The organism is Mycolicibacterium thermoresistibile (assembly GCF_900187065.1).
Lineage (GTDB): Bacteria > Actinomycetota > Actinomycetes > Mycobacteriales > Mycobacteriaceae > Mycobacterium > Mycobacterium thermoresistibile.
Genome location: NZ_LT906483.1, coordinates 4830538 through 4856425, shown reverse-complemented (window position 1 = coordinate 4856425; position 25888 = coordinate 4830538). Strand labels below are relative to the sequence as shown.

The 25888-nt window shown below is 66.1% G+C and carries 21 protein-coding genes, 2 pseudogenes and 1 other annotated feature; of the genes and pseudogenes, 16 read left to right on the top strand and 7 right to left on the bottom strand.

The genetic code is table 11. The features are described 5' to 3' along the window. The first annotated feature begins 42 nt into the window (after positions 1 to 42). The 6 genes from CKW28_RS23035 to CKW28_RS23010 all read left to right on the top strand — a co-directional run bounded on the left by CKW28_RS23035 (position 43) and on the right by CKW28_RS23010 (position 10165). Positions 43 to 1323, top strand: a complete 1281-nt coding sequence (locus CKW28_RS23035; RefSeq protein WP_040546959.1) for a glycosyltransferase — start codon at positions 43 to 45, stop codon at positions 1321 to 1323. Between the two features lie 6 nt (positions 1324 to 1329). Further along, positions 1330 to 2613 carry a glycosyltransferase gene (locus CKW28_RS23030; protein ID WP_040546957.1) on the top strand — a complete coding sequence of 428 codons (1284 nt, stop codon included), beginning with the start codon at positions 1330 to 1332 and terminating at the stop codon, positions 2611 to 2613. A gap of 37 nt (positions 2614 to 2650) precedes the next feature. Then, a complete protein-coding gene (locus CKW28_RS23025) occupies positions 2651 to 3370 on the top strand; it encodes a class I SAM-dependent methyltransferase (protein WP_003925546.1) in 720 nt (239 codons plus the stop codon). 586 nt (positions 3371 to 3956) lie between these two features. Further along, positions 3957 to 4376 (top strand): MmpS family transport accessory protein, encoded by a 420-nt coding sequence (locus CKW28_RS23020; protein WP_040546955.1) that lies wholly within the window; start codon positions 3957 to 3959, stop codon positions 4374 to 4376. Then, the gene (locus CKW28_RS23015; protein ID WP_040546952.1) at positions 4373 to 7255 is read left to right on the top strand and encodes an MMPL/RND family transporter; all 2883 of its coding nucleotides are present in this window, start codon (positions 4373 to 4375) and stop codon (positions 7253 to 7255) included. The genes CKW28_RS23020 and CKW28_RS23015 overlap by 4 nt, the downstream gene beginning before the upstream one ends. A gap of 9 nt (positions 7256 to 7264) precedes the next feature. Beyond that, on the top strand, positions 7265 to 10165 hold the full coding sequence (locus tag CKW28_RS23010) for an MMPL/RND family transporter (protein ID WP_003925543.1): 2901 nt from the start codon (positions 7265 to 7267) through the stop codon (positions 10163 to 10165). A gap of 20 nt (positions 10166 to 10185) precedes the next feature. On the opposite strand, the gene CKW28_RS23005 is transcribed toward CKW28_RS23010, so the two are convergent. The 3 genes and pseudogenes from CKW28_RS23005 to CKW28_RS22995 form a co-directional block, all read right to left on the bottom strand. Next, on the bottom strand, positions 10186 to 10575 hold the full coding sequence (locus CKW28_RS23005; protein WP_003925542.1) for a helix-turn-helix domain-containing protein: 390 nt from the start codon (positions 10573 to 10575) through the stop codon (positions 10186 to 10188). 116 nt (positions 10576 to 10691) lie between these two features. Beyond that, positions 10692 to 10997 carry a hypothetical protein gene (locus CKW28_RS23000; protein ID WP_003925541.1) on the bottom strand — a complete coding sequence of 102 codons (306 nt, stop codon included), beginning with the start codon at positions 10995 to 10997 and terminating at the stop codon, positions 10692 to 10694. A 62-nt stretch (positions 10998 to 11059) separates the two neighbouring features. Further along, positions 11060 to 12117 (bottom strand): annotated as a pseudogene (locus CKW28_RS22995) (AMP-binding protein); the annotation flags it as partial. Between CKW28_RS22995 and CKW28_RS24275 the strand changes: the two are divergent. Continuing rightward, a complete protein-coding gene (locus tag CKW28_RS24275; RefSeq protein WP_308210510.1) occupies positions 12113 to 12757 on the top strand; it encodes a LysR family substrate-binding domain-containing protein in 645 nt (214 codons plus the stop codon). The pseudogene CKW28_RS22995 and the gene CKW28_RS24275 overlap by 5 nt on opposite strands. Beyond that, positions 12741 to 13378: pseudogene (locus CKW28_RS22985) on the top strand (HNH endonuclease signature motif containing protein); the annotation flags it as partial. The gene CKW28_RS24275 and the pseudogene CKW28_RS22985, both read left to right, overlap by 17 nt. Before the next feature lie 33 nt (positions 13379 to 13411). Here the strand turns inward: CKW28_RS22985 and CKW28_RS22980 are convergent. Both CKW28_RS22980 and rfbA read right to left on the bottom strand, forming a co-directional pair. Then, positions 13412 to 13750 carry a hemophore-related protein gene (locus tag CKW28_RS22980; protein WP_040546950.1) on the bottom strand — a complete coding sequence of 113 codons (339 nt, stop codon included), beginning with the start codon at positions 13748 to 13750 and terminating at the stop codon, positions 13412 to 13414. 345 nt (positions 13751 to 14095) lie between these two features. Then, positions 14096 to 14977, bottom strand: a complete 882-nt coding sequence (gene rfbA, locus CKW28_RS22975; protein WP_003925537.1) for a glucose-1-phosphate thymidylyltransferase RfbA — start codon at positions 14975 to 14977, stop codon at positions 14096 to 14098. A gap of 496 nt (positions 14978 to 15473) precedes the next feature. On the opposite strand from rfbA, the gene CKW28_RS22970 reads away from it, so the two are divergent. From CKW28_RS22970 to CKW28_RS22950, 5 genes are all read left to right on the top strand, one after another. Continuing rightward, a protein-coding gene (locus tag CKW28_RS22970; RefSeq protein WP_235653871.1) for an IS3 family transposase occupies positions 15474 to 16714 on the top strand; the annotation gives its coding sequence in 2 pieces (ribosomal slippage) (positions 15474 to 15756 and positions 15756 to 16714; 1242 coding nt in all). Beyond that, positions 15749 to 15866: a sequence feature (AL1L pseudoknot), on the top strand. (Overlaps the previous gene by 118 nt.) Positions 16715 to 16898: 184 nt before the next feature. Then, positions 16899 to 17807: a sulfotransferase family protein gene (locus CKW28_RS22965; protein ID WP_162292357.1), complete on the top strand. Its 909-nt coding sequence runs from the start codon at positions 16899 to 16901 to the stop codon at positions 17805 to 17807. 223 nt (positions 17808 to 18030) lie between these two features. Continuing rightward, the gene (locus CKW28_RS22960; protein ID WP_003924878.1) at positions 18031 to 18831 is read left to right on the top strand and encodes a TylF/MycF family methyltransferase; all 801 of its coding nucleotides are present in this window, start codon (positions 18031 to 18033) and stop codon (positions 18829 to 18831) included. Positions 18832 to 18838: 7 nt separating this feature from the next. After that, entirely contained in the window at positions 18839 to 20107 is a 1269-nt protein-coding gene (locus tag CKW28_RS22955) for a glycosyltransferase (RefSeq protein ID WP_003924879.1), read from the top strand. A 95-nt stretch (positions 20108 to 20202) separates the two neighbouring features. Continuing rightward, positions 20203 to 20991, top strand: coding sequence for a class I SAM-dependent methyltransferase (locus CKW28_RS22950; RefSeq protein WP_050811928.1), 789 nt, complete (start codon positions 20203 to 20205; stop codon positions 20989 to 20991). 18 nt (positions 20992 to 21009) lie between these two features. Here the strand turns inward: CKW28_RS22950 and CKW28_RS22945 are convergent, their stop codons facing one another. Next, positions 21010 to 22233 (bottom strand): class I SAM-dependent methyltransferase, encoded by a 1224-nt coding sequence (locus tag CKW28_RS22945; RefSeq protein ID WP_003924881.1) that lies wholly within the window; start codon positions 22231 to 22233, stop codon positions 21010 to 21012. Between the two features lie 144 nt (positions 22234 to 22377). Further along, on the bottom strand, positions 22378 to 23646 hold the full coding sequence (locus CKW28_RS22940) for a glycosyltransferase (RefSeq protein ID WP_003924882.1): 1269 nt from the start codon (positions 23644 to 23646) through the stop codon (positions 22378 to 22380). A 101-nt stretch (positions 23647 to 23747) separates the two neighbouring features. On the opposite strand from CKW28_RS22940, the gene mtf2 reads away from it, so the two are divergent. From mtf2 to CKW28_RS22925, 3 genes are all read left to right on the top strand, one after another. Further along, positions 23748 to 24590, top strand: coding sequence for a fatty-acid O-methyltransferase Mtf2 (gene mtf2, locus CKW28_RS22935; protein ID WP_050811929.1), 843 nt, complete (start codon positions 23748 to 23750; stop codon positions 24588 to 24590). 72 nt (positions 24591 to 24662) lie between these two features. Then, the gene (locus CKW28_RS22930) at positions 24663 to 24911 is read left to right on the top strand and encodes a hypothetical protein (RefSeq protein WP_003924884.1); all 249 of its coding nucleotides are present in this window, start codon (positions 24663 to 24665) and stop codon (positions 24909 to 24911) included. Positions 24912 to 25654: 743 nt separating this feature from the next. Then, positions 25655 to 25879, top strand: a complete 225-nt coding sequence (locus CKW28_RS22925; RefSeq protein ID WP_003924885.1) for an MbtH family protein — start codon at positions 25655 to 25657, stop codon at positions 25877 to 25879. Positions 25880 to 25888: the final 9 nt, after the last annotated feature.

The following is a 25888-nucleotide window of genomic DNA, read 5'->3' as shown; positions in this document are numbered from 1 at the left end:
GGGAGTCCAGATTTCACCGGAGAGTCGGAGGGCGGCGACGCTGTGAGAATCGCGATGGCCAGCTATGGCACGCGTGGCGACGTCGAGCCTTCCGTAGCGGTCGGACGCGAGTTGCAGCACAGGGGCCATGACGTGCGGCTGGCCGTCCCGCCCGACCTGGTGGGCTTTGCCGAGGACGCCGGTCTCACCGCGGTGCCCTACGGCACCGAGATAGCGCCGAAACTGGAGGCGTACCGCAATCTGTGGACAACCGGTACCCGGGGATTGTTCTCCGCCGAGCGTGGAAACCGGATACGCGAGGAGGCCTCGGCGGTCTACACCCAGCAATGGGACACCGAGCAATGGGAACAGCTGACCGCGACGCTGGTATCCCTCGCCGACGGCGCCGATGTCATCTCGACCAGCGTCGGGTACGACGCCGCGGTCGCCAATGTCGCGGAATACCAAGGAATCCCGTTCGTCGCGTTGCACACGTTCCCCTGGCGTCCGAACGGCCGGCTGTTCCGACTGTCACCGCCGCCGCTGACCCGCACCGGAATGGTCGTCTACGACTGGATGGCGTGGCAGTTGTCCAGGAAGGCGGAGGAACAACAGCGACTCGAACTGGGCCTGCCGCCGGCGAGACGCCCGTTGTCACTGCGGGTGGCGGACCGCCGAGTGCTCGAGATCCAGGCCTACGACGCGGTGTGTTTCCCGGGCCTGCGCGAGGAGTGGTCGGGCCGGCTGCCGCGCCGGCCGTTCGTCGGAGCGCTGACGATGGAGCTGGTCACCGGCGCCGAGGACGAGGTGCGATCATGGATCGAAACCGGCTCACCACCAATAGGATTCGCCCTGGGAAGCATCCCGGTGGAGTCTCCGGCGGAAACGGTGCGGATGATCCGGACGGCGTGTGCGGAACTCGGTGAACGCGCGCTGATCTGCGCTGGCGGGACCGACATGAGTGATGTGCCGGCATCCCCGGACGTCAAGGTCGTCGGCGCCGTCAACTACGGAGCGGTGTTCCCGCACTGCCGGGCCGTCGTCCATCAGGGCGGCTCCGGGACGATGGCCGCCGGTCTGCGCGCCGGGGTGCCTGCGCTGGCCCTGTGGACGGCAGGGGACCAGCCGTTCTGGGGAGCCCAGCTCAAACGATTGAAAGTGGGGACCAAGCGGCGCCTTTCGGCGACGACAGCGGATACGTTGATCGCCGACCTGCGCCGGATCCTGGCCCCGGACCATGCCGAACACGCCCGCCGTATCGCAGCGCACATGACCGAACCTGCTGTGAGCGTGGCGCAGGCGGCCGATCTGATGGAAACCCACGCCCGCATCGGAACCGCATAGGGGCCCATGAAATTCGCACTGGCAGCCTATGGCACCCGGGGTGACATAGAGCCGTCCATTGCGGTGGGGCGGGAACTGATGCGCCGCGGCCATGACGTGAAGATCGGCGTGCCGGAGAACCTCATCGGGTTCGCGGAGGCGGCAGGGCTGTCCGCGGTGCGCTACGGGCCGGATGTCCGCGAGTTCTGGGATGACGACTTCCTGAGCACGCTGATGTCGCGGTTCTTCCGGCGGTTGTGGACGATCCGGGAACCCATCCGGCTGGTACGCGAGGCCTGGGAACCGGTCACCGCGTTCTGGATGGACATGAGCGTCGAGCTCACCGCCCTGACCGAGGGCGCCGACATCCTCTTCACCGGCCAGATCTATCAGGACCTCGCCGTCAACGTCGCCGAACACTACGACATCCCGCTGGCAACCCTGCACTACTTCCCGATGCGGCCGCACGGCCGGTTGTTCCCGATGGTGCCGCGCCGGCTGGCACGTTCAGCCATGGCGGCCAACGACTGGTTCATCTGGCGGATGAACAAGAAGGCCGAGGACGCCCAACGGTCGGCCCTGGGACTTCCGAAGGCGACCTCGTCGTCACCCCGGCGCATCACCGAACGGGGCACGTTGGAGATCCAGGCATATGAGAAGGTCTGCTTCCCGGGCCTGGCAGCCGAGTGGGCCGCCCTGTCCGACAGGCGTCCGTTCGTCGGCGCCCTGACACTCGATCTCTCGACGGACGCCGACGACGAGGTGGCGGCCTGGATCGCCGCGGGCCCGGCGCCGATCTGCTTCAGCTTCGGCAGCATGCCGGTGAACTCTCCGGCGGAGCTGATCGAGATGCTGGCGGCCGCCTGTGACGAGTTGGGTGAGCGGGCATTGATCTGCTCCGGGTGGACCGACTACGGCGAGATCGACCGCCTGGATCAGGTGAAGGTGGTCAAAGCAATCCGTTTCCGCAGGATACTGCCCGCATGCCGGGCCCTCGTCCACCACGGCGGGTCCGGCACCCTCGCCGCCGGGTTGCGCGCCGGGTTACCGATGCTGATCTTCTGGACCGCCGGTGATCAGCCGTTCTGGGCGGCGCAGCTGAAACGGTTGAAAGTCGGTTACGGACGGCGGTTTTCCGATCTTACCTATGAGAGCCTCGTCGGCGACCTGCGGGAGATCCTCGACCCAGGCTATCTCGGGCGGGCCCGGGATCTGGCGGCGGGGACGACGACGCCGGACGAGGCACTCACCACCGCCACCGACCTGCTCGAGCAGTTCGCGATGGCGAGTTGTCGATCCGAGAAGGGATGAAGGGGAGTGGGATGCGGACACTGAAGGCGACTCGGCGATGAACCGGATCACGGTCGTCCAGCGTGCGCTCGCCGGCAGGGCGGATCCGGTCTATCTCGAGGTCGGCGTCTCCCGCGGCGCCGCGTTCCGGAGAATCGCCGCACACGAGAAAATCGCCGTCGACCCCCGGTTCCGGATGACCGCACGCACGCGTCGGCGGGCCGACGCACAGGCCGCGGCCACCCATTACTTCCCGATGACCAGCGACGAGTTCTTCGCGACCCGGTCGGAGTTCCTCGAACGCCGCGGGATCGATGTCGCCCTCATCGACGGCCTGCACACCTACGAGCAGGTGATGCGGGATGTCGACCACACCCTGCGCCATCTGCGGGACGACGGCATCGTCGTCCTGCACGACTGTAACCCCAGGTTTCCCTCGGTCGGCCGGCCCGCGGGCTCATACGCCGAGTACCGCGCCGCGACACCGTGGTGGAAGGCCCGGTTCCTCGGCTGGAGCGGTGACGTGTGGAAGGCGATCGTCCACCTCAGAAGCACCCGGGACGATCTGCGGGTGGCCGTCCTCGACTGCGACTTCGGCGTCGGGATCCTTCGCCGCGGCACCCCGGACTCCCGGCTGTCCTGTTCGGTGGCCCAGATCGCCGCGCTCACCTACGAGGATCTGGCCGCCGATCGCGAACAGCTGCTGAACCTGCGGCCGCCGGCCTACCTGGACGACTTCCTCGGATCCGGCTCCCGGCCCGTGGAAGTCCTCGAATAGCGCACCGGACCGAACCGAGACGGCCCGCTGTTCTGGGACAGGCGTGCCACTGATGGGACACCTGTCGCGGTGGCGGATCGCCCGTCACAGAAGTCAAATACGTTGTGAGCGCGGGCGATTCTTGCTGATCCATGGTCGGCAACCCGCGACCAAAGGTGCTCAGACCCTCCCGCGGCTCCCGTGTCGCGAGAACTGGCAACGTTGGCCGGCGGCGGTTGATTGCCCGCTAAACCGCGCAATCACAGGCGGATTCGCGCTGAGCCGCGCCCTTCAGCAAGCGATACCGGGTTTCCGAACGCCGCCGGAACGCGCACGAATCACCAGAAACAGCGAAATGTCGACGGGTAACTGCGATCACCTGCTCGCGCATCTGGGGCACACTCTTGTCGACGGGGCGACATGTCGCGGAACATGTTGTGTACGAGCACTTCTGATAGCAGTGAGGTGGACTTCTATGTGCGTGACATCGCCCATGGTTTACTCTCAAACGACCAATGTTGCGGGCCCTGACGCGCCGGGTCGGGGGCCATCTGGCCGCGCGACGCCCGGTATGTAGCAGGGGAGGAGAGCTACCATTCTTCGGCTGTTGAAGCGTTTCTGGATTCCGCTCTTGGCGCTGGTGGTGTTCAGCTCGGGCGGATTCGCCGTGTCACGCCTGCACGGTATCTTCGGCTCCGAGAAGCGCCCCACCTACGCCGCTGCTCTCCAGAACGAGGTGACCACGTTCAACCCGAAGCGGCTGACCTACGAGGTGTTCGGGCCGCCCGGCACGACCGCGAGCATCAGCTATTTCGATGAGAACACCGATCCGCAGTTCATCGAGAATGTGGCGCTGCCCTGGTCGTTGCAGATGGAGATCAGCAAGACCACCGCACTGGGAAGCATCATGGCGCAAGGCGACAGCAACAGCATCGGTTGCCGCATCATGGTCGATGACGAGGTCAAGGAAGAAAAGGTCTCGAACCAGGTGAACGCCTTTGCCTCCTGCCTCCTGCAGGCCGCATGAGCGTCCTCGACCGCGTCGGCGTCGAACCTCGACGACCGCGCGTAGCGTCGTTCATCCGTAGGTACTCGGTCCTGATCATCCTGGGCTGGGTCGCTCTCACGGTGCTGGCGACGGTCGCGGTGCCACCGCTGGAAGCGGTGGAACGAGAGAAATCCCTGTCCCTCATTCCCTACGATGCGCCGGCCTTCGCCGCGATGCACCGGATGGGCGAGCTCTTCGACGAACCGGATTCGGAGAGCATCGCGATCATCGTGCTGGAGGGTCAGGAACCGCTGGGCCTGGAAGCCCACGAGTACTACGACCAGCTGATCAGCCAGCTGCGCGAGCACCCCCAGTACGTCCAGCACATCCGCGACTTCTGGGGGGACCCGCTCACCGCCGGCGCCGCCCAGAGCGACGACGGCAAGGCCGCCTTCGTCCAGGTGAACCTCGTCGGCAGGTTCGGGCAGGCCAAGGTGAACGAAGCGGTGCGGGCCGTCCAGGAGATCGTCGAGCGAACGCCGGCGCCCGAGGGTGTGGAGACGTTCGTCACCGGTCCGGCCGCACTGGGCGCGGATGCCGGGGACAGCGGCACCGCCACGGTCATCCTCATCACCCTGGTGACCGTCGCGGTGATCTTCTTGATGCTGCTGTTCTTCTTCCGGTCGTTCCTCACGGTGATCGTGCTGTTGCTGACGGTCGCCGTCGAGTTGCAGGTCGCCCGCGGCCTGGTGGCGTACCTCGGCTTGCAGGGCTGGGTGGGGCTCACCACCTACGTCGTCAATCTGCTCGTGTCGGTCGGTATCGCGGCCGGCACCGACTACGGCATCTTCTTCTTCGGCCGCTACCAGGAGGCCCGGGAGGCCGGTGAGGACCGCGACTCCGCCTACTTCACCACCTATCGCAGCGTGGCGAAGGTCGTGCTGGCATCGGGTCTGACCATCGCGGGCGCGATCGCCTGTCTGAGCTTCACCCGACTGCCGCACTTCCAACCGCTCGGCATCCCGGGGGCGGTGGGTCTGCTCGTCGCGGTCGCGGTGGCGCTCACCCTGGTTCCGGCGACGATCGCCCTGGGTAGCCGGTTCGGGTTGTTCGAACCCAAACGGCGGGTGATGACGCACCGCTGGCGCCGCATCGGCACCGCGGTGGTGCGGTGGCCGGTGCCGATCCTGACCGCGGCGGTGGCGCTGTCGCTGGTGGGCCTGCTGACACTGCCCGGCTACAACCCCAGCTACAGCGACCAGGAGTTCATCCCCGACGACATCCCGGCGAGCGAGGGATACAAGGCGGCCGCCCGGCATTTCCCGGCCTCGGCGATGTCGGTCCCCGACGTGGTGCTCATCGAGGCCGACCGTGACATGCGCAATCCGGCGGATCTGCTGGTTCTGAACAAGGTCGCCAAGAAGATCTTCGAGGTGCCCGGCGTGGCCAATGTGCAGTCGGTGACGCGGCCCGAGGGCCGGCAGATCGAGCACACCACGATCCCGTTCATGCTGAGCATGTCGCAGGCCAGTCAGCGGCTCGCATTGCCGTTCCAGCGGGCCCGCATGGACGACATGCTCAAGCAGGCCGACGAGCTGACCGAGACCATCGCGTTGATGCGGCGCATGCAGAGCCTGATGGAAAAGATGGTCGCGACCACCCACAGCATGGTCGGCACCACACACGAATTGCTGGACACGACCAGGGATCTACGCGACCACATCGCCGATTTCGATGACTTCTTCCGGCCGATCCGCAACTACTTCCACTGGGAACCGCACTGCTACAACATCCCCATCTGCTGGTCGATCCGGTCGATCTTCGACGCCCTCGACGGCATCAACGAGATGACCGAGAAGATGGAGGAACTCGTCGAGGACATGGACCGGCTCGATGCGCTGATGCCGCAGATGCTGGTGCAGTTCCCGCAGATGATCGAAACGATGGAATCCAGCCGGACCATGATCCTGACCATGCACGCCACCATGTCCGGCATCTTCGATCAGATGGAGTCGTCGAGCGAGAACGCCACCGCGATGGGCAAGGCGTTCGACGCGTCGCACAACGACGACTCGTTCTATCTGCCGCCGGAAGCGCTGGAGAACAAGGACTTCCAGCGGGTCATGGAGATCTTCTTGTCCCCGGACGGCAAAGCCGCCCGGATGCTCGTCACCCAACGCGGTGACCCGGCGACCCCGGAGGGCATGGCGCTGGTCGAACCGATCTACATCGCCGCGGAAGAGGCGCTGAAGGGAACGCCCCTGGAGAGCTCCCGGATCTATCTCGCCGGTTCGGCGGCCGGGGTGAAGGACCTGGTGGAGGGCGCCAAGTACGACCTGATGATCGCGGCGATCTCCGCGGTCTGCCTGATCTTCATGATCATGGTGTTCATGACGCGCAGCGTCATCGCGGCGCTGGTGATCGTCGGGACGGTGGTGCTCTCACTGGGTGCGTCCTTCGGCATGTCGGTGTTGCTCTGGCAGCATCTGCTCGGCATCCAACTGCACTGGGTCGTCCTGGCGATGTCGGTGATCGTGCTGTTGGCGGTCGGTTCGGACTACAACCTGATGCTGGTGTCCCGGATGAAGGAGGAGATCGGCGCCGGCCTGAACACCGGCATCATCCGGGCCATGGGCGGCACCGGCCGGGTCGTGACGATGGCCGGTCTGGTGTTCGCGGCCACCATGGCGTCGATGATCGTCAGCGATCTGCTGATGATCGGCCAGGTGGGCACCACCATCGCCCTGGGTCTGCTGTTCGACACCATGGTGGTGCGGGCCTTCATGACCCCGTCGGTCGCCGCCATCCTGGGTCGGTGGTTCTGGTGGCCGCAGCGGGTGCGGACCCGGCCGGCCAGCGCCATGCTGCGACCGGTGGGCCCCCGCCCCCTGGTCCGCTCGCTGTTGTTGAGGGATTAGCGGCGGCGCATGGGTCTCGAGCAGTCACGGGCGGACACCGGACGGCCGTTCATCGCGCGCACCGTCCGCACCTTCGCGCCGGTGGTCATCATCGGCTGGCTGGTGCTGATTCTGATCGGCACCTTCTCGGCGCCGCTGCTGGAACGCGTCGGTGAGGAGAACGCCGTCTCGCTGATGCCGCCCGACGCCCCGTCGGCGCAGGCGATGGCGCACATCGGCCGCACCTTCGAGGAATCCGACTCCGACAGCTACGCGATGATCGTGCTGGAGGGCCGGGACCCGCTCGGCGCGGAGGCGCGCGCCTACTACGCCGAGCTGGTGCGAACGCTGCGCGCGGACACCGCACACGTCGCCAACGTCCAGGATCTGTGGGGAGACCGGCTCACCTCGTCCAGCGTGCAGAGCCCGGACGGCCGCGCCGCGTACGTGCAGTTGACGCTGGTCGGCAATCAGGGCACCACGATGGGCGACGAATCGGTGGCCGCCATCCGCGAGATCGTCGACCGGTCCGACCCGCCGCCGGGGGTCGATGTCTACGTCACCGGCGCCGCACCCCTGGTCAGCGATATGCAGGCCAGCGGGAACCGGTCGGTGCTGACCATCACCATCGTGACCGTCATCGTCATCTTCACGATGCTGTTGCTGGTCTACCGGTCGGTGATCACGGTGGTCCTGCTGCTGACGATGGTGGGCTTCCAGCTGGGGGCGGCCCGTGCGCTGGTCGCCTATCTCGGCGACAACGGGGTCCTGGAACTGTCCACCTTCGCGGTGAACATGTTGGTGTTCCTCGCGATCGCGGCGGGCACCGACTACGGCATCTTCTACTTCGGCCGGTATCAGGAGGAGCGTCAGGCCGGCAGGGATCCGGAAGCCGCCTACTACGCCATGTTCCGCGGGGTGACCCCGGTCGTCCTGGCGTCCGGTCTGACCATCGCCGGGGCGATCCTGTGCCTCAGCTTCACCCGGCTGCCGTATTTCAACACCATGGGCGTCCCGGCGGCCCTGGGGATGCTGGCGGCGGTGTCGGTCGCGGTGACCGTGGTGCCCGCCGGTGTCGCGGTGGCGACGCGGTTCGGCCTGCTCGAGCCCAAACGCAAACTGCGGGTGCGCCGGTGGCGGGGCATCGGCACGGCGATCGTGCGCTGGCCGGTCCCCATCGTGGCGGCATCCCTCGCGGTCGCGTTGGTCGGGCTCGTCACCCTGCCCGGTTACCAGACCAGTTACAACGATCGCGAATACATCCCAGCGGACATCCCGGCCAACGTCGGGTTCGCGGTGGCCGACAAACATTTCTCACAGGCCCGCATGACGCCGGAACTGCTGATGATCGAGGCCGACCGGGACCTGCGCAACCCGACGGACTTCCTGGTGCTGAACAAGGTCGCCAAGGCGATCTTCGCGGTGCGTGGGGTGTCCCGCGTGCAGGCCATCACCCGGCCCGAGGGCACACCGATGGAGAGCACGTCGATCCCGTTCCTGCTCAGCCTGCAGAGCGCCGCCCAGGAACAGGTCACCGAGTTCCAGGCCGACCGCATCGACGACATGCTCAAGCAGGCCGAGGACATGGAGAAGACCATCGCGCTGATGGAGCACATGCATCAGGTGATGCGCGAGATGGCCGACACCACCCACAGCCTGGTCGGGAAAGCTCATGAGCTGCAACAGATCGCGTCCGATCTGCGGGGGAGCATCACGATCTTCGACGACTTCTTCCGGCCGATCCGCAACTACTTCTACTGGGAACCGCACTGCTACAACATCCCCATCTGCTGGGCGCTGCGCTCGCTCTTCGACGCCATGGACGGTGTCGACACGATCAACGATCAGCTCGAGATCCTCGTCGAGTACATGGACCGGATGGACGCCCTGCTGCCGCAGATGCTGGCCCAGATGCCGGCGATGATCGCGAGCATGAAGACCATGCGCGCGATGACGCTGACCATGCACAGCACGATGTCGGGTCTGATCGCGCAGATGAACGAGTCGGGTGGCGAGGCCAGCGCGATGGGGCGGGCGTTCGACGCGGCCCAGAACGACGACACCTTCTATCTGCCGCCGGAGGTGTTCGACAACCCGGACTTCCAGCGGGCGATGGGCTTCTTCCTGTCACCCGACGGACACGCGGTCCGCTACATCATCTCGCACAGCGGACCCCCGGCGACCACGGAGGGCATCGAGCGGACCGAGCGCATCCTGACCGCGGCCGAGGAAGCCCTCAAAGGCACCCCGCTCGGGCATGCGCGCATCTATCTCGCCGGCGCCGCGTCGACCGCCAAGGACTGGCAGGAAGGCTCCAAGTACGACCTGTGGATCGCCGGTGTCGCGGCGATCTGCCTGGTCTTCGTCATCATGCTGGTCTTCACCCGCAGCCCGATCGCGGCACTGGTGATCGTCGGCACCGTGGTGCTGTCGTTGGGTGCCTCGTTCGGGATGTCGGTGCTGGTGTGGCAGTACATATTCGGCATCAACCTGCACTGGATGGTGCTCGCGATGTCGCTGATAATCCTGTTGGCGGTCGGGTCGGACTACAACCTGATGCTGGTGTCGCGGATGAAGGAGGAGATGGGCGCCGGCCTGAACACCGGTCTGATCCGGGCGATGGGCGGAACCGGCAAGGTGGTGACGGTCGCCGGCCTGGTGTTCGCCGCGACCATGGCGTCCATGGTGGTGAGCGATCTGCGGATCATCGGGCAGGTGGGCACCACGATCGGCCTCGGGTTGCTGTTCGACACCATGGTCGTGCGTGCCTTCCTGACACCGTCGATCGCGGCGGTGCTCGGGCGGTGGTTCTGGTGGCCGCAGCGGGTGCGCCCGCGTCCGGCGAGTGGTCTGCTCCGGTCCGACGGCCCGCGCCCGGTGGTCCGTCGATTCATGTTGCCGCCCGAGCCCCCGGTGACCGACCGGGCGTAGCGGGCTCCGGCCCGACCTGGCTAGTCGCCGGGTTGTTGCGAGCCTTCGGATTCGGCGAGATAGCTGCGGTACACCGCGAGCAGCGCCTCCTTCTGCGCCTGCGTCAGCCGCGACTCGGCCCGGATCGCCGCCTCGACCGCGTCGGTCCTCCGGGTCGTCCCGTCGGTGGGGCGGGAGTCGGGGCGGGCCTGCGCCATGAGTTCTTCGAGCGGCAGCGACAGCGCTTCGGCGATGGCCGCCAGCACCCGCAGCGACGGTTCGTGCAGGCCGCGTTCGATCTGACTGAGATACGCGTTCGACACCTGCGACATGCGGGCGAGTTCACGCAGGGACATCTTCGACAGTTCGCGTTGAGCACGGATATAGGAGCCGATGGTGGCCTTGCCCGGAAACCACTTCTCGTCAGACATCGACCCCATCCTCTCGCCAACCTCCCGGAATCCGCCGGTGATCGTCTCGAACAGATCGGGGACCAGCCCCCCCGGGCCGGCCCCCGATCACCTTGGGCGCGTGACAGCGTGTCAGATCAGGCGCCGGTACCGCGCACCGGCTCGGTCGCCGGTGTGAGGGCCTCGGCGACCTTGGTCTGGAAGTCGAGCCAGGCCTGCGCCCATTCCCGGTTGACCTCGGCGAAGGCCCGGGCCAACTCGGCAGGGCTGCCCACGACGGCCTCGATCGGCTCGACCAGCTTTCCCAACGGCTCGGGGACCGCGGTGCGGTCGGCGTACTCGTTGGCCTTCCTCAGCAGGTCGATCACGGCGTCCTGCCCGTCGGCGACGGCCTTCAGTTGCAGTTCGTGGATCTTGTTCACGGTGTCGACGACATACGACATATCCGGATGACTCCTCTTGTCGATGGGTGGCGGCACCAGGCGGGTGCGCTATGTTCAGTAAATCAAGCGGTGCGTGGTAAATCAACCACCGCGGGTGTGAGACCGTTCACCGCGATCTCGCGTTTGAGGATCTTGCCGGTCGGCCCCTTGGGCAGGTCGTCGACCAGCCAGACCACACGCGGGTACTTGTACGGCGCCACCCGGGATTTCACAAAGGCCCGCAGTTCCTCCGCGGTGGCGGTCGCATCCCGGCGTAGCGCCACGGCCGCCGCGACCTCCTCGCCGTGGGTCGGGTGTGGCACCCCGATCACCGCGGCCTCCCGCACCGCGGGATGTTCGTAGAGGACCTCCTCGAGTTCACGCGGATAGACGTGTAGCCACCCCGGATGATCACGTCCTTCTTCCGGTCCACGATGAAGAAGAAGCCGTCTTCGTCCCGGACGGCCATGTCGCCGGTGTGGAACCAGCCGTCGTTGATCGCGGCGGCGGTCTCGTCGGGCCGGTTCCAGTAGCCCTTCATCACGTTGTGACCGCGGATGACGATCTCACCGACGTCGCCGGTCGGCACCTCGATGCCGTCCCCGTCCACCACCTTCATCTCGATACCCGCGTCGAGCGGCAGCCCGATCGAACCGGGTTTCGTCCGGCCGGCCGGGTTGAAGGAGGCGGTCGGTGAGGTCTCCGACAGCCCGTGTCCTTCGAGAATCTGTGCACCGAAGGTGCTCTCGAATTCGCGCAACACCTCCACCGGGAGCGGCGCCCCGCCCGAGACGCATATCCGCAGGCTCGACGTGTCCGTCGGGCCGGCTTCGGCCTGCAGCACCGCGGTGTACATCGTCGGGACGCCGGCGAACACGGTGACCCGGTGCCGCTCGATGAGGCGCAGGACCGCCGCGGCGTCGAAACGCGGAACCAGCGAGACACACGCCCCGACGGCGATCGAGGCGTTGAGCGCGTTGCTCTGGCCGAACGCGTGGAACAGGGGAAGGGTGCCCAGCACCACGTCGGTGCGGTTCAGACCGAACAGTCCGGTGAACGCGAGGGCGTTGCGATACAGGTTCGAGTGGGTGAGCTGGGCGCCCTTCGGGGCGCCGGTGGTCCCCGAGGTGTAGAGGATGACCGGGATCGTGCGGATCACATTCCCCGGTATGTCGACACACCCGCACGTCGCCCGGCTGGCCCGGGTGGTGCGGTCCCAGCGACCGGGGATCCGGCTGGAGTTGTCCAGCCAGAACTTCGCGCAACCGGCGATGCAGAAACTCGTTCGCAGCGAGACCGATATCGCCCTGGGGCGCTGGGATCTGATTCCGGCCGACGTCTCGTCGCGGATCGTGATGCGCGACGAGCTGGTGGTCGCGTTGCCCGAGGACCATGCGCTCGCGGGCAGAGGACGGGTGTCCGCCGGCGAGTTGGCCGGGGAGAGCTTCGTGTCGTTGCCGCCGTATGAGGGATCGGTGCTGCCGGACCGGTTACGCCGGCTCGCGCACGCCAACGGTTTTGTGCCCGAAGTCGTTCAGATCGCACCGGATACCCAGACCGCGCTGGCGTTGGTCAGCGCCCAGGTCGGCTGCCATCTGACCTTCGCGTCGGTGGCGCGCAACGCCACCGATCCGCACGTCGTGTTCGTTCCGCTCGAGGGCGCAGCCGAGGCCGACGTCGATGTCGACCTCCGGGCGGCATGGCGACGGGACGACCGCTCACCGGCGGTGCACGCGGTGCTGGAATGCCTGTTCGACGACGCCGGCGTGGAAAACCGGTGAATCACCGGCGAACGCCAAGACCACGGTTGCCGTCGCGCAGTGATGGGATGAGCTGCCCCGCTGCACCGGCGACGTGCTTGACGGCCGGTTGTCGCTGGATCAGGTCGGGGTGATCGCCCGACACGGTCGGCCGGGCGGCGATGAGCATTACCCCCGGCTGGCCCGTAATGCGATGGCCAGCCGGCTGCGTACCGCCACCAAGCTCGAACCGCGCGCCACACCCGGCAGATCAGCCGTCGGCTGCGCCGTGCCCTGGAATACCGCCACCGGACCTGCGCGGTGCCCGGTTGCGGGGCCACCCGTGGTCTGCATGCCCATCACATCCGGCACTGGGAACACCGCGGCCCCACCGACCTCGACAACCTGGTACTGGTCTGCCGGTATCACCACCGGCTGCATCACCGGGGGCTGATCACCATCTCCGACACTCCCGACAACCTCACCGTGTCCGACCGAGACGGCGACCGGTTGCACCCGGGATCGCTGGCCCGGCCACCCGACCGACCCCCGCCCCAGGTCGCGCCATGCACCGGGCCCACCGGCGAACGCGCCGACTGGTGGTGGTACACCCCCTACCAGCCACCCGCCCCACCGCCGGCCGACGAGACCGGACCGGGGTGAACGGCTGCGCAGGGGATCCGACCGCGGACGGGATCAGTAGTTGACGCAGCTGGTCAACATCTGCCGGAATACCGGCAGCGCCTGATCAGCGCCTTGATTGTCCTTGATCTGGTTGAGCAAACTCACCCGCTCCTCGCGCGGCGAGCTCAGGAACACCTGCAGGAACTGGATGTTGGGCGGTGACTGGTTCAGATACCGCGCAGCCATGGGGTTCTCGGTGTTCACCGCGGCCATCGCCTGTTCGAATGTGCACGGGCTGTCGACCATCGGGCCGTAATCGGGCTGGGCCGCCGCCGGCCCGGCGCCCGCGGTGAGAGCCAGGGCCATACCGCCCGCCGCCGCGGCGAATCTGGTCAATGAAGCTGTGAACATCTGCCCCTCCTCGAAACTTCCTGCACATCACCGATCATCTGACGGAAATCCGGGCCGGGCCGTGTCGACGTCGGCCGTCAACCCGCCTGAGCCCCGAAATCGGAATGCGAGCTCAGGTCCAAGCATCTGCGTCCCAAACCTACTAGCCATATCCGGCGTCGGCATCCCCGTGTTACTCGCCAAAAGCGTTCCGGGCAGCGACTATTCGATGACGGAATGTGCTGGGTGCAGTCATTCGACCTGTTGCCGCCGGAAAACCGCCTTTCGGCGCGGTGGGAGAATTCGCCGAAATCGCATCAGCGTGCAGAAAAATTCTTTCCGCACCGGGCCTGAGGCGGCACCAGATCAGAAAGGCTCCCGCCGTTCCCTGCCCAGAAGTTCAAGCAGATATGTCCCGTATCCGGACTTCAGCAGCTGCCTGGCGCGGGCGGCGAGCTGTTCGTCGTCGATGAATCCGGCGCGCCAGGCGATCTCCTCGGGAGCGCCGATCTTCAACCCCTGGCGGCGTTCGATGGTCCGGACGAAATCGCTGGCATCGAGCAGGGAATCGAACGTTCCGGTGTCCAGCCACGCTGTTCCCCGCGCCAGCACCTCGACGGACAACTGCCCGCGTTCCAGATAGATCTGGTTGACCTCGGTGATCTCGTACTCGCCGCGCGCCGACTTGCGCAGTGACCTGGCGATCTCGATGACGTCGTTGTCGTAGAAGTACAGGCCCGGAACGGCGTAATTGGACTTCGGGACCTTCGGCTTCTCCTCGAGCGACACCGCCTTCCCGTCGGGACCGAACTCGACCACGCCGTAGGCGGACGGATTGGCCACCCAGTAGGCGAAAATCGCTCCCCCGGTGACGTTCTGGAACCGGCGCAGGCTGGTCCCCAGCCCGGGACCGTAGAAGATGTTGTCCCCGAGCGCCAGGGCGACGGTGTCGTCGCCGATGTGATCGGCGCCGATCACGAAGGCCTGGGCCAGCCCCTCGGGCTCCTGCTGTTCGGCATACCGCAGGTTCACACCGAACGCCGAGCCGTCGCCGAGCAGCCGCTGGAACGCCGGCGCGTCCGTCGGGGTGGTGATCACCAGGATGTCCCGGATACCCGCCATGATCAGCGTCGACAGCGGGTAGTAGATGAGCGGCTTGTCATACACCGGAAGCAGCTGCTTGCTGACACCCATCGTGATCGGGTGAAGGCGGGTACCGGAACCGCCGGCGAGAATGATGCCGCGCATATCTGCCCTTATCCCCTAACCCGGCGATGTGCCGGACCTGTCCGGGTGACGGAACACCGACTCCACATCATTGGGTCACTTTAACGCCAGGGTCCCGCCACGGCGGCCGGCCCGGATCCGGTCCGCGCCGATCGGGACGTGGATCAGGCTCGAGCCACGAACAAGCCGCGGTCCGGATGAACCGGGCGGCCGCATCCGGGTCGCAGCGGGGTGGGAGAGAAACCGGCCGGGAAATTGCCAGACGGCTCGCGATTCCCTCGGATCCCGAGCAGCATTCGCTTACGTCGCAGCAAATTTATTCGCTACCTTGACGTTTCGCCGTGTAATTCGGCGTCGGGTCCGGCAACGCGGCTGGTCAAGTGCTCAAAACCGGTGATAATGAACGGCAATGGACGGTCGTCGAACACGGAACTGATCGGAAGGCGGAATGGTCGAGAACATCGCCATGGTGAAGTACCCCAGGTTTTGTTCCGATCCGTATAGGAGGATCAGGAACATGCCACGTAAGTATTCGCCGGAGTTTCGTGACCGTGCGCTTCGGTTGTTGGACACCACGATGGAAGACTCAGGGGTTTCTGAGTTCGAGGCCATCAAGTCTGTAGCCAGCAAACTTGGTGTATCGCAGGAATCGGTGCGCCGGTGGCGGCGCAAGGCCGAGATTGACGCCGGGCAGCGCCCCGGCGTGACCAGCACTGAGCACGCCGAGATCCGCAAGCTCAAGCGCGAGAACGCCGAATTGCGCAGAGCTAACGAGATTTTGAAGTCTGCGTCCGCGTTTTTCGCAGCGGAGCTCGACCGCCCCGCGACGAAATGATCGCCTTCATCGATGCGCATCGCGATCAGTTCGGGGTCGAGCTCATTTGCCGTGTTCTGCGGGCAGCAATCGCCGGTTTCCTCACCTCCCGGGGCTATCGGGCCGCCAAGGCCCGCCCGCCATCAGAGCGGGCGATGCGCGATGAACTCCTCATCGCCGAGCTGCGCACCGTCCACGAGCAGAACTTCTCGGTCTATGGCGTCAAGAAGATGCATCACGCCATGAAACGCCGCGGCTGGCGGGTCGGCCGCGAGCAGACCCGCCGGTTGATGCGTAAAGCCGGCCTGCGCGGCGTGCAGCGCGGTAAGCCGGTGTTCACCACGATCAGCGACCCTGCGCACTGCCGGCCTGCTGATCTGGTCAACCGGCAGTTCAGCGCTGAGGCCCCAGACCGGCTGTGGGTTGCTGACATCACGTTCGTACGGACCTGGCAGGGGTTCTGCTACACCGCGTTCGTCACCGACGCCTGCACCAAAGCCATCAAGGGATGGGCAGTCGCGGCCAGCATGCGCACCGAGGACCTACCGCTGGAAGCATTCAATCATGCTGTGTGGCACTCGGACTCAGACCTGTCTGAGTTGATCCATCACTCCGACCGAGGGTCGCAATACTTATCGTTGACATACACCGACCGGTTGGCCGAGCTCGGGATCGCCCCTTCGGTGGGGTCCCGCGGCGATAGCTATGACAACGCCCTCGCCGAAGCGGTCAACGCCGCCTACAAGACCGAGTTAATCAACCGCGGCAAACCCTGGCGCAGCGTCGACGACGTCGAGTTGGCCACCGCCGGATGGGTGGCCTGGTACAACCAGGAACGCCTGCACGAAGCCCTCGGCTACGTCCCACCAGCCGAGTACGAGGCCGCCCTCACCGGCACCTCACACCCCGCGAGCCAGCCAACCCCGGCCCTCGCAACCAACTAGGAACAAAACCTGGGGTACTTCATGGCGAGCTGTGGCACCCGTGATACCAACCAAATGGAGAGTCGATGACCGGGATGTGTTGCTTGCGTGGGTCAACCGTCGCCGCCGCAGCGGAGCAGGGCCGGTGATCGCGCCGGGCGGCACCGTGGCCGCGAGGCGGCCGGTGCTGTTGTTCGTCCTGGGCATGGGCCGGTCCGGAACGTCGGCGCTCACCCGGGCCCTGGGTCTCGCGGGCGCCGCCCTACCGCCCGGAATGCTGGGTGCGGACGCCGGCAATCCGCGGGGCTATTGGGAGCCGCGTAAGGCGCTGCACATCAACGAGCAGTTCCTGTACCGGCACGGCAGCAGCTATTTCGACCCGACCCTGCGCTTACAGGAGCCCGGTGCGGTGAGTCCGGCCGAGAAGGCGGCGTTCACCCGGAAGATCGCCGACTATCTGCGCACCCTGCCCGCCGCCCCGGTGGTGGTGATCAAGGTGCTGCACATCTCGGTGCTGTGCGACGCCTGGTTCACGGCCGCCCGTGCCACCGGATACGACGTGGCCGCGGTGCTCGCGGTGCGCGACCCGCGGGAGGTCAACGCCTCGCTGTCGAAGTTCATGAAGGCGTCGCCGCAGCTGTCCGGGGCGTTGTGGTTGAAGTACAACCTGCTGGCCGAACGGGATACCCGGGGGCTGCCGCGGGTGTTCGTCGACTACCCGAACCTCCTCGAGGACTGGCGCCGGGAACTGGCCCGGGTCTCGGCGATCCTGCCGATCGAGTTGAACACCGGCAGTGCGCCGGAGATCGACGAGTTCCTCGAACCCGGTCTGCGGCGGCAGCGCGAAGCAGGTCCGGTCACCGCAACGTTCGGCACGGACTGGCTGCCGGTGGTGTACGAGGCGTTGCAGGCCGCGGCCCGCGACGAACCGTGGGATCCCGCGGTGCTGGACCGGGTGCTCGACGAGTTCCGTGCGAGTGAACACGGCTTCCGGACCGCTCTGGAGGACTTCCGCGGCCAGTTCAACATCCGCTACCGGTTCTCCCGCAGGTTCATGAAACCGCTCTACGAGAGCGTCGCACTCGCGCACGGCCGCAAGGGAACCTGGGCGTGATTTGCCAGCCCGAAGCGCACCGGGGATAGCGCCTCATCGTGACCGGGAACCGCCCGGGCAACCGTTCGCCAGATCCGCACCTGCACGTCGAGTACCGGCGAATTCCTGAAAACGTAACCGCCACAACACAGATCGAATATCCACGAGGGGTACGGCCCCGTCCCCCGAGGCGGTTAGGCTCAGCTCAAAACTCACCGGCTTAGGAGATGGGATCCTCGTGACTGTGACCGACCGTGACAGCCGATCCGCCTATTTGGATCTGCTTCGCCGGGATCTGACCAGATACGGCAGCGACGAACTGGTGCCGGTGGGGTGGAACTGGTTGCACCGGCCCGTTTTCAAGATCGGAAACCTCATGCTGGTGCGCAGACGCCCGTTCGACAAACACAAGCGGGACCTGGGCCTGGACTGGCCGGTCGAGGCGTTGACCATGATCGGCATGAAGCGGCTCACCAGCCTGCAGGAGTGTGTGGAGACGGTGCTCCGCGACGACGTGCCGGGCGACCTGGTCGAGTGCGGTGTCTGGCGGGGTGGCGCGTCCATCCTGATGCGGGCCGTCCTGGCCGCCTACGGCGATGAGGAACGGTGTGTGTGGCTGGCGGACTCGTTCGCCGGTGTCCCGCCACCGGACGCCGAGAAGTACCGCGCCGATCAGGGTGATCGGCTGCACCTGGCGGCGCCGATCCTGGCGGTGTCGGAGGAGGAGGTCCGGGCCAACTTCGAGCGGTACAACCTGCTCGACGATCAGGTGCGCTTCCTTCCGGGCTGGTTCAAGGACACCCTGCACAAGGCCCCGATCGAGCAGATCGCGGTGCTGCGGTTGGACGGTGACCTGTACGAGTCCACGATCCAGGCGCTCGACGGACTCTACGCCCGGTTGTCGCCGGGCGGATTCTGCATCATCGATGACTACCACGCGATCGACGGGTGCCGTCAGGCCGTGACGGACTTCCGCGCGACCCACGGCATCACCGAGGACATCGTGGAAATCGACGGCACCGGGGTGCTGTGGCGGAAGGACTGACGGGACAATGAAACTCGTCCTGGCAGCCTATGGAACCCGTGGTGACCTGGAACCGTCCGTCGCGGTGGGCCGGGAGCTGCAGCGGCGTGGGCACGACGTCCGGATCGCGGTGCCGCCGGATCTGGTCGGCTTCGCCGAGTCCGCCGGTCTGGAGGCGGTGCCGTACGGCTTGGAGACCGTGGCCTGGCTCGACGTCTACCGGGATTTCTGGACCTGCTTCTTCCACGGGTTCTGGCGCGTCCGTCGGCTGCGGGCGCTGTGGCGGGAGATGTGGGCGGCCAGCGACCGGGCCTGGATGGAGATGAGTTCAGCGCTCGACTCGCTGATCGGCGGCGCCGATGCCGTGCTCGCCGGTCAGAGCTATCAGGAGGTGGCGGCCAACGTCGCCGAACACCACGACGTGCCCTTCGCCACCCTGCACAACACCCCCATCCGGGTGAACGGCCGGCTGTTGTGGCGGCTCCCGCCCCCGTTGGCCCGGCTCGCGATGTGGGCATACGACTGGATCGGCTGGCGGCTCAACCGGAAGGTGGAGGACGCGCAGCGGCGGGAACTCGGGTTGCCGAGGGCAACCCGGCCGGTGTCGCGCCGCATCGCCGCCCGGCGCGGCCTGGAGATCCAGGCCTACGAACCGGTGTGCTTCCCGGGGCTGGCCGCCGAGTGGGAACAGTGGGCCGACCAGCGGCCATTCGTCGGAACCCTGACGATGGCCCAACCGACCATGGCCGACGACGCCGTCACCGACTGGATCGCCGCGGGAACGCCGCCGATCTGCTTCGGTTTCGGCAGCATGCCGGTCGAGTCGCCGTCGGACACCGTGCGCATGATCGCCGCCGCGTGCGCGGAGCTGGGGGAGCGGGCGCTGGTGTGCTCCGGGTGGAGCGACTACCGCGACGTCCCGCAGTACGACCACGTCAAGGTCGTGGGCACGGTCAACTACGCCGCGGTCTTCCCACTGTGCCGAGCGGTGGTGCACCACGGCGGGGCCGGCACCCTGGCGGCCAGCCTGCGTGCCGGGGTGCCGACGCTGGTGTTGTGGATAGACGGCGCCCAGCCGATCTGGGCGTCGAGGGTGAAACTCCTCGGGGTCGGAACCGTCCGCAGTTTCGCGAGCACCACGCGGGACACACTGGTGTCGGATCTGCGCCGGATCCTGCAACCGCGGTACGCCGCGCGAGCCCGCGAGATCGCGCGACAGGTCACCCGCCCCGCCGACAGCATCACGCGGGCGGCGGACGCCTTCGAGCGATTCGCCGCTGCCCGCCAGGCGGTGTGAATTGCCGCGGCAACCGTCTCGAACGCGAAAAAGCCCGAATGTCACATCAATTCACCGGGCGCCTGCGCGCCGGCGACGGTGCTAGGGTTTGCATTGTGGGGCGCAAACTCTCATTGCCGACAAGGCTGGTGTTGCGGGCCGTCCGTGCCGAGTACTGGCTGGCCCGCAAGCTGTTGCCCAAGGTCTACTCCAACGACGGGCTGATCTGTTTCAACAGCTACGCGTTCATCGACGACCCGGATTTCCAACGCGCCTATCAACGCGGTGCGCGCGCCCTCGGTGACGAGGACTGGTACCAGTGGCACTGGCGGGTCCACGTCGGGTTGTGGGCGGCCGCCACCGCCAGCAAGCTGGACGGCGATTTCGTCGAATGCGGTGTCAGCTACGGGTTCCTGAGCAGTGCCATCATGGAGTACCTCGACTGGGACCGGCTGGACAAGACGTTCTATCTGCTCGACACGTTCGCCGGGATCGATCCGCGCTACGTGACCGAGGAGGAGCGCCAGTCGGGCATCGTCGAACACAGTGAACAGCTGGTCCGCAACGGCATGTACGTCGACGGGGTCGACGGTGTGCGTGCGAACTTCGCACAGTGGCGTAACCATCGCATCATCGTGGGTGCGGTGCCCGAGACGCTGGACCAGGTCGACACCGACAGGGTCGCCTACCTGCACATCGACATGAACTGCGCGCCACCGGAAGTCGCCGCGCTGCGCCACTTCTGGCCCCGCCTCACCCCAGGGGCGGTGGTATTGCTCGACGACTACGCCAACCGTGGCCGCGATGAGCAGCGGATCGCCATGGACGAGGTGGCGGGCGCGTTGGGAGTGCAGGTCTGTGCGCTGCCGACCGGACAGGGCCTGCTGCTCAAACCGCCGCGGTGAGGCCGGCCCGCCCGCGGGTCAGACCGTGTGAACCTGCGGGGTGTAGAGGATCCAGCGTCCGCCCTTCTCCGTGAACTCGGTCTCCTTGGCCATGATCTCCTCAGCGTGATTCCACGCGAACAGCAGCGCGTAATCCGGGTAGGGATCGGCGAAGGCATCCGGCGGGCACACCGGAATCCGCGAACCGGGGGTGACGCGGCCCTGCTTCTCCGGGGTGGAGTCGCACACCATCGGCAAGAGATCGCGGCCGATGCCGCAGTAGTTCAGCACCGTGGCGCTCCGCGACGTGGCACCGTAGCCGACGACCCGCCGGCCCTCGTCGCGCAGGTCCGCGAGCAGCGACACCAGATCGGTCTTGATGCGCGCGATCTGATCGGCGAACCGGGTGAACGCCTCGTCACCGCCGAGCCCCTGCTCGCGCTCCCCGGCCAGGAACTCCGCGACCGCCTCCGCGGGCTCTCGCACTCCTTTGCGGGCGACGATGTAGCGAATCGAACCTCCGTGCAGCGGAAGGTGTTCCACATCGACCAACTCGAACCCGAAGTGGGCGGCCATGGCCTGCACCGAACTGACCGAGAACAGGTAGATGTGCTCGTCGTAGATCTGGTCGAAGTAGTTGTTACGCAGGATGTCGGCCAACGACCGGTCCTCGAACACGAACAGGCCGTCCGGCGCGAGCAGGTGGTCCACACCTTTGAAGATGGAATCCAGATAGGAGATGTGGCTGAACGTGTTGGCAGAGAAGATGAGATTTGCCGGACCGTGCTCGCTGTGGATCTCGGCCGCGGTGTCGGCGTTGAAGAACGCGGTCCGCACGTTGACGCCGTGCGCGCGGGCGACCTCCCCGGCGCCGGCGGCAGGATCCACTCCGAGGTGGCGCATCCCGGCCGCGCTGAGCGTCTTCAGCATCACTCCGTCATTGCTGCCGATCTCGACGACGAAACCGTCCCGGCCGCCCGGGCAGTTCTCGACGATCTGCCGGGCCACCTGTTCGAAGTGTCTGCGGATCACCATCGATCCGGATGCCCGGTAGGGGTAATCGGCCCGGTACATCTCGCTGGGGGGAACGGTCTCCAACTGCTGCACCATGGTGCACGAGGTGCACACCCCCATCGCGAGCCGGAAGAACGGAACCTTGTCGGCGTCCTCCGGCAGTGCGAAGGCGTTCGACACGGGCTGGCGACCGAGGTCGAGAACCTCACGCAGGACACCGTTGCAGATACGGCATCTGTGGTCGGCCATGTTGCCCCCTATCTCGTGATCTGACATCTCGTGATCTGACGTTGCCGAAGGCGGCGTGACGGGCTTGGCGGAGCCTTGCGCGCCGACGGGGTTCGCTGTTGAACGTAGACGAAAATCTTTGCCCGCACCGCTATTCTGCTTCCCTCATTCCCGGTGGGCCACGCCGGGGGCACACTCGACGGCCGTTTCGAACAGATCGGCGGCCCGGACGACGCTGTCGGCGGGATCGGTCATGCGTGCCGCGACAGCGCGTGCCCGGACGGCGTAGTCCGGGGTGAGGATGCGGCGCAGATCGGCGACCAGGGTGTCGGGCGTGGTGTGGGAAAACCGGCGAGACGTCCCCACTTTCAGTCGTTTGACCTGGTTGCCCCAATAGGGCTGATCCGCGGAACTCCAGGTGACCAGGCTGGGCACGCCGGCGCGCAGGACGGCGGCGGTGGTGCCGGAGCCACCGTGATGCACGATGGCCCGACACGCCGGGAACACCCGTGCATAGTTCACCGCCCCCACCACCTTGACATGTCCGTACTCCGGCACGCCGTCGATGTCGGTGCCGCCGGCGCAGATCAACGCCCGTTCGCCGAGCCGCGAACACACCGACGCGAACATCTGGACCGTCTGCGAGGGAGATTCCACCGGAATACTGCCGGTGGCAAAGCAAATCGGCGGTGTGCCCGCCGCGATCCACTCGAGCACCTCCGCGTCCGACGGCGTCGGCAGCTCCATCGTCAACGCACCGACGAATGGCCGGCGGTCTCCGAATCCGGCCCACTCCGCGGCCAGTCCCGGCACCGACACCGCGTCGTAGGCCTGGATCTCCAGCACGCCCCGCCGCGCCATCCGGCGCGTCGCCGGAACCCGTGCCGGCGGTAATCCGAGTTCACGGCGCTGCGCGTCCTCCGCACTCCGGGTGGACCACCAGAACAGCCAATCCGAGAGGGCGCCGCCGGCGCGGACCAGCGCCGACGGCAGCGCCGGCACCAGCTGTCCGTTCGGGCGCATCGGGAAGTGGTGCAGCGTCACCAGCGGGATACCGTAGAACTCAGCAACATTGGCGGCGGGCTGTTCGTAGTTCAGACCTGTGGAAAGCAGGTCGCAATGCTGTGCCAGCGACATGAGCGTCGTGCTCGTCGCGGACCAGTGCTCGGCGATCGGAGCCCACAGTTCGCGTAACGCCGATACCGGGTTCCCGAATATCCGGGACCAGAAGTGGCGCAGGAAGTCCTCGCGCAGGAAGTCCGCCAGCCGAGGCCCGTAGGGCACCGCGGAAAGACCTGCGCTCTCGGCGAAGTCGACCAGGTCCGGCGGCACCGCCAGCCGCACCTCGTGACCGCGCCGCTGAAGTTCCCGGCCGATGCTCACCGACGGTTCGACATCGCCGCGGGTGCCGTAACAGGCCAACGCAAACTTCATAGCGGTCAAAGCCTTTCAGCCTGCCTGCGGACGGGTCGAAGTCAATAGCCCGATGGGCAACAGCCTTCACCCGCTGCACGGGGTCTGCAATACTGGCGCATATGCCTCTGCGGAATCGTGTGCGGGAATCTCGCGACCAGGTCTTCCGGAAGCTGAATGAAAAGCTAACCCAACACGGTCAGAAGTTCATCTACTCGTACGCCAGCCGCAGACTCGACGACGACGATGTGGTCTTCCTGAACTACGGCTACGAGGAGGACCCCCCGATGGGCCTGCCGTTGTCGGAAACCGACGAACCGAACCGGTATTCGATCCAGCTGTATCACCGCACCGCCGGCCAGGCGGACCTCACCGGCAAGCGGGTGTTGGAAGTGGGGTGTGGCCACGGCGGGGGTGCCTCGTATCTGATGCGAACCCTGGGGCCGATGTCCTACGTCGGGTTGGACCTGAATCCGGCCGGTATCGAGTTCTGCCGGAAGAAGCACCGCCTGCCGGGGCTGGAGTTCGTGGTGGGCGATGCGCAGGACCTGCCCTTCGGCGCCGAGTCGTTCGACGCCGTGATCAACATCGAATCCTCGCACCTGTATCCACGCTTCTCGCGCTTTTTGTCCGAGGTCGCACGGGTGCTCCGGCCGGGTGGACATTTCCTGTACGCCGACGCCCGCCAACCGCACGAATTCGCCGAGTGGGAGGCGGCGCTGGCCGCCGCGCCGCTGGACATGGTGTCCGCGCGGGTGATCAATGCCGAGGTCGTGCGCGGAATGGAACAGATCCTCCCGGTGTGGGAGGACGTGATCGAACGGGTCGCACCGGCATTCCTGCGCCGTCGGGTGCGTGAGTTCGCACCGGCCCGGCGCGCCTGGGAGGAGCTGCGCACCGAGGGGTCGACCGAGTACCGGATGTACTGCTTCACCAAACCGCCGGAACACGCTGACATCCCCTGAAAACCGCTGAAAACCCGCTGATACAAGAATTTTCACCAGACCGTCCCGAGCGGGATGGGTATAGTCGGTGACATGAACCTGGTCGAGTCGCTGGAACGCGGCCTGAGTTGGCTCGCGTCGCCCAAGCGCCTCCCGGGGCGTCTGGAGATGGAGACGCAGCGGGGTAAGCGGCTCGAGCTGGAAGTGGTGTCCTTCGCGATCCGGGCACCCATGGCAGGTGTGACACTGCGTATTCCGTTGTTCGTCATGCTGATGCCCCGGGGATCCTCCCCGATCGACGGTTCGGAGGCCGGGCCCCGGGACGGCCGGACCGAATCGTAGCCGTCTGTCTGCCAAAGGGTCTTACGCAGAAGATAATTCGAGGCGGTGACTCCGCCGCCGCTGCCGGATAGCAAAGTGCCGCGTTGTCGGCGGCTGGGCTGAGTGTCCATACGATCACGCGCCGGCCTGATGTTGCCCGAATCACCCTCGGAGCGAGCAGCTTCGGACCGTCACCGGGGCGTTGTGCCGGCGCTGTGTACGTTGCTGAGATGTGCGGGAGTGACGTCGGCGCCGGCTCGGTCGGCGATCGTCGTCGGCACGCACGACCGGCATCGTCGCGGAGGCGCACACTTCGCAATGTAGTGATGCCATCGCGCAATGGCATTGACCACGGCATAGCGATCCGGAACGCCGCCGGAGCGAATTACCGCAGGAGTAAATAATGGTGTTTCGAATTTGGGAATGTATATCCGACAATAAGTCCAGTTATTTGGTTGCCGATTGCTGAGATTGCCACTCGGCCGCATATTCCAAGCCGGATTCGTGAAAAATGCCGCTCGCGGCCACATAACACTCATGAAGATGCAATATGCGCAAAGCGCGGAGAATGCCATGAAACCGCTTTCAACCTGCGATAACAAATCTACTGATGGGTATTGGTGAATTAATCGCGAACGTCTCCGCCCATTTCTGGAACGCAAACCTGAGGAAGTCCTTGAAAAAGGCCAAGCGCCAACTTGCGACATGCCGGTATGTTTGGGATAACTCTGCGATGTCCGCCAAAAGCAGCAGCTTGGAGAAAAGTGAGCACCAACCCGTTTGATGACGAAAACGGCCGCTTCCTCGTCCTGGTGAACGACGAGGAGCAACACAGCCTGTGGCCGACGTTTGCCGATGTGCCGGCCGGCTGGCGGGTGGTCTTCGGGGAAGCGGACCGGTCTGCATGCCTGGAGTACATCGAGCAAAACTGGACCGACATCCGGCCCAAGAGCCTGCGCGACAGGTTGGCGCAGGGAAGCAGTCATTAGGCGAAAGCG

Excerpts from the sequence above, each read along its gene's own strand:
- CKW28_RS23030 (WP_040546957.1), top strand. The coding sequence starts at position 1,330 with ATGAAATTCGCACTGGCAGCCTATGGCACCCGGGGTGACATAGAGCCG.
- CKW28_RS23025 (WP_003925546.1), top strand. The coding sequence starts at position 2,651 with ATGAACCGGATCACGGTCGTCCAGCGTGCGCTCGCCGGCAGGGCGGAT.
- CKW28_RS23015 (WP_040546952.1), top strand. The coding sequence starts at position 4,373 with ATGAGCGTCCTCGACCGCGTCGGCGTCGAACCTCGACGACCGCGCGTA.
- CKW28_RS23010 (WP_003925543.1), top strand. The coding sequence starts at position 7,265 with ATGGGTCTCGAGCAGTCACGGGCGGACACCGGACGGCCGTTCATCGCG.
- CKW28_RS23005 (WP_003925542.1), bottom strand. The coding sequence starts at position 10,575 with ATGTCTGACGAGAAGTGGTTTCCGGGCAAGGCCACCATCGGCTCCTAT.
- CKW28_RS23000 (WP_003925541.1), bottom strand. The coding sequence starts at position 10,997 with ATGTCGTATGTCGTCGACACCGTGAACAAGATCCACGAACTGCAACTG.
- CKW28_RS24275 (WP_308210510.1), top strand. The coding sequence starts at position 12,113 with ATGACCGGGATCGTGCGGATCACATTCCCCGGTATGTCGACACACCCG.
- CKW28_RS22980 (WP_040546950.1), bottom strand. The coding sequence starts at position 13,750 with ATGTTCACAGCTTCATTGACCAGATTCGCCGCGGCGGCGGGCGGTATG.
- rfbA (WP_003925537.1), bottom strand. The coding sequence starts at position 14,977 with ATGCGCGGCATCATTCTCGCCGGCGGTTCCGGTACCCGCCTTCACCCG.
- CKW28_RS22965 (WP_162292357.1), top strand. The coding sequence starts at position 16,899 with ATGGGCCGGTCCGGAACGTCGGCGCTCACCCGGGCCCTGGGTCTCGCG.
- CKW28_RS22955 (WP_003924879.1), top strand. The coding sequence starts at position 18,839 with ATGAAACTCGTCCTGGCAGCCTATGGAACCCGTGGTGACCTGGAACCG.
- CKW28_RS22945 (WP_003924881.1), bottom strand. The coding sequence starts at position 22,233 with ATGGCCGACCACAGATGCCGTATCTGCAACGGTGTCCTGCGTGAGGTT.
- CKW28_RS22940 (WP_003924882.1), bottom strand. The coding sequence starts at position 23,646 with ATGAAGTTTGCGTTGGCCTGTTACGGCACCCGCGGCGATGTCGAACCG.
- mtf2 (WP_050811929.1), top strand. The coding sequence starts at position 23,748 with ATGCCTCTGCGGAATCGTGTGCGGGAATCTCGCGACCAGGTCTTCCGG.
- CKW28_RS22930 (WP_003924884.1), top strand. The coding sequence starts at position 24,663 with ATGAACCTGGTCGAGTCGCTGGAACGCGGCCTGAGTTGGCTCGCGTCG.